3 protein-coding genes are annotated in these 3,328 nt (G+C 68.9%); all 3 read left to right on the forward strand.

What is annotated here, in order from left to right; translation table 11 throughout:
- Window positions 1–237 precede the first annotated feature (237 nt).
- A complete protein-coding gene (locus BU204_RS35485) occupies window positions 238–828 on the forward strand; it encodes a proprotein convertase P-domain-containing protein (RefSeq protein WP_075130197.1) in 591 nt (196 codons plus the stop codon).
- Between the two features lie 114 nt (window positions 829–942).
- Window positions 943–1,332 carry a response regulator transcription factor gene (locus BU204_RS35490; protein WP_075130198.1) on the forward strand — a complete coding sequence of 130 codons (390 nt, stop codon included), beginning with the start codon at window positions 943–945 and terminating at the stop codon, window positions 1,330–1,332.
- A gap of 86 nt (window positions 1,333–1,418) precedes the next feature.
- Window positions 1,419–3,328, forward strand: a 1,910-nt coding sequence (locus BU204_RS35495; protein ID WP_233161006.1) for an ATP-binding protein, incomplete at its 3' end; no start/stop codon positions are given.

The following is a 3,328-nucleotide window of genomic DNA, read 5'->3' on the forward strand; positions in this document are numbered from 1 at the left end:
AAGGTCACCAGTGCCGGCGCCGGCTCACCCAACCGCCTGCTGTACGCCGACCCGGGCGAGATCGCCCCGCCCCCTGCACCGAGTCCCACGCCGACGCCTGAACCCACGCCGACGCCTGAACCCACGCCCAGTCCTGAACCTACGCCGAGTCCCGAACCCACGCCGAGTCCCGAACCTACGCCGAGTCCCGAACCCGCGCCGAGTCCCGAACCCGCGCCGACCCCGAGCGCGCCGCAGTTGACCAACCCCGGCGCGCGCACGGCCACCGTCGGTACCAAAGCGACGCTGCAGCTCGCGGCGAGCGGCGGCACCACGCCGTACACCTGGCGCGCGACCAGGCTGCCGGCCGGCCTGACGGTGAACAAGAGCGGCGTGGTCTCCGGCACGCCGAGGGTCGCGGGCATCTGGACCGTCACCGCCACGGTGACCGACGCCGCCAGGCGGAGCGCGAGCGTCTCGTTCACCTGGACCGTCGCCCACGCCGTCTGCCGCCCGGTCACCAACGCTACCGACGTCCGGATCAGGGACCTCACCCAGGCGGTCAGCTCGGTGAACGTCACCGGTTGTGTGGGCAGGGCCTCGACCGCGAGCAAGGCCGAGGTGCACGTCCGGCACAGCGCACGCGGACAGCTGGTGGTCGAGCTGGTCGCCCCGGACGGCACGGTCTACCCGCTGCACGTCCGCGCCGGCGGCACGGCGAACAACATCGACCAGGTCTTCACCCGCAACCTGTCCGGCGAGAACGCCAACGGCGTCTGGCGACTGCGCGTGCGCGACGCCAAGCGCGGCGACATCGGCTACGTCGACCGGTGGACGCTGGACCTCTGAGGAGGAAGAGACCGGGCGCGGCTGCCCGCACGCCGCGCCCGGGATCCCTCATCCCGCCCGTCGAGATGCCGATGACCGGATAGAGGAGTCGTCACCGGAGGGAAACGGGCGAGCATGGCGCGGATGTTGGTCGTGGACGATGACCCGGACGTCGCCGAGCTCGTGGCGCTGTGGCTGCGCGGCGACGGGCACGACGTGCTGTTGGCCGACAGCGCCTCGGCGGCGTTGACGCTGGTGGACGGGCAGGGTCCGCCGGACGTGGTCGTGTTGGACGTGGCCATGCCCGACGTCGACGGGATCGAGCTGCTCGGCCGGTTGCGGTCCCGCGTCGAGTGGCTTCCGGCCGTCTTCCTGACCGTGTTGTGGACCGGGCAGGATGTGCTCAGGATGCGGGAGGCTCGCGCCGAGTACCTCCCCAAGCCGTGCTCTCCCGACGAGCTTCGCTCGATCGTGCGCCGTCTGTTGTCCAATATCCCCGGTGGTGACCGGGCCAGGCGGGTGTGATGATGCCATCGAGGCAGACATGGTTCCAGCTGACCGGCTTCGCCGCGTTGTACGCGTTCTCCTGTGTGGTTGGTCGACTCACCATCATGGAGGGTACGAATCTGAGCCTGGTGTGGCCGGCGGCCGGTGTGGCGGCCGTCTGGCTCTGGGCACGGCACGGGTCCGGCCGGCTCTGGCTCGATGGGACCTTGCTGGTGGCCATCGCGGTAGTCGTCAACCTCGCGACCGGCGCACCGGCAGGCACCTCGGTGACCTTCGCTCTCGCCAACCTGGTTCAGGCCGTGATCTTCACCAAGCTGGTGGCGCGTTGGCGACCGGCTCTGGTATCAGAGGAGAGAGGGTGTGAGCTCGTCAGAACCTCGGAGCTGTGGATTCTGTTGGGTGCCGGCACTCTCAGCACCGTGTGCGGGGCGGCCATAGGTCCGCTGGGGGTCTGGCTCAGCACCGGGACGTATTCCTGGGCTGCCACCGTGGTGTGGCTCACCCGAGGGGGCGCCAGCGTCCTGGTGATCGGCGCTGTTGGACTGCGCCTCCTGTACCTGCATCGCTGTCGTCGCGCCGGTCGCGCGTCCGCGGCTGCCCACCCAGGGGCAGTTACCGGTGTGGACCATCGGCCCCCGCTCCTCCTGGCCGAGTACCTCGGTGTGCTGGTCTGCTCGGTGGTGGCCTACTGGGTAGCGTTCGCGCTGGCGGACGCGTTGCCGTTGGCGTTCTCTCTGCTTGCCGTCACCGTGTGGGCGGCGTTGCGGTTGTCCACCACGTTCGTCGTTCTGCACGGCCTGGCTGCCGCTACCGTGACCGTGGTGTTCACGGTGCACGGCATCGGCCCCTTCGCCTCGATCGGCGACCACACCACCGGAGTACTTGTCGCCCAGCTGTTCGTGATCATGATCGCCGTCGTGGGGCTGACGCTCGCCCTCGGCCGTGACGAACGCACCGCCCTGATCCGCGAGCTCGAGCGAGGCAAGGTCGAGGCGGCGCGCCAGGCGGAGCTCATGTCCGCGATCGTTCACTCCATGGCAGACGGGGTGTCGGTGATCGACGAGGACGGACACGTCGTGCTGCGCAACCCGGCCGCCGAGGAACTGCTCGGCGGGCGCGTCAGCCCTGGCGACGTGACCACCGACGCCAGCTACTACGGTGTGTTCCACCTGGACGGAACACCGCTGGTGACCGAGGACCTTCCCCACGTCAGGGCGTTGGCCGAGGACCGAGCACTGGAGATGGATGTGCTGGTGCGCAACGCGGGCATTCCCCAGGGACGGCTCCTCCATGTCAGTGCGACCGTCCTGGCGCACGGCAGCGACATGCGCAGCGCGGTGCTGCTGTTCCACGACGTCACAGCCGAACGGCGACAGCGGGACGAGTTGGCGAGCTTCGCCGGGGTGGTCGCCCACGACCTGCTCAACCCGCTGGCGACGATCGAAGGATGGACCGAGATCGCCGCTCAGACGATCGCCGAGCAACCGCCCGATCCCGTGCTCGACACGATCAGCAGCAGTCTCACCCGGGTCCGTCGGGCAGGTAACCGGATGCGCGCGCTGATCAACGATCTCCTCGCCTACGCCACGGCACGCGAGGCCACCCTGGCGCCGGTCGTCGTCGACCTCGGACGTGTGGTGGCCGACATCGCGACCGCGAGGGTGGACGCCGCTGTGGCGACGAAGGCACTCATCCCGACCTTCCACATCGGAACGCTGCCGTCCGTGGAGGCTGATCCCGTCCTGATTCGACAACTGCTGGACAACATCATCGGCAACGCGATCAAGTATTCGATACCAGCGGTGCCCCCGCGCATCACGGTCGAGTGCGTCCGCGACGGGGAAACCGTGGAGATCTCGGTTGTGGACAACGGTATCGGTATCCCTCCTGGGCAGCATGAGAAGATCTTCGGCGACTTCCACCGAGCCCACAACGGCGTGGACTACAGCGGAACCGGGCTGGGACTGGCGATCTGCAAGCGGATCGCCGAACGGCATCAAGGCACGGTAGTCGC

Origin of the sequence: Actinophytocola xanthii, assembly GCF_001921205.1 — a bacterium.
GTDB lineage: Bacteria > Actinomycetota > Actinomycetes > Mycobacteriales > Pseudonocardiaceae > Actinophytocola > Actinophytocola xanthii.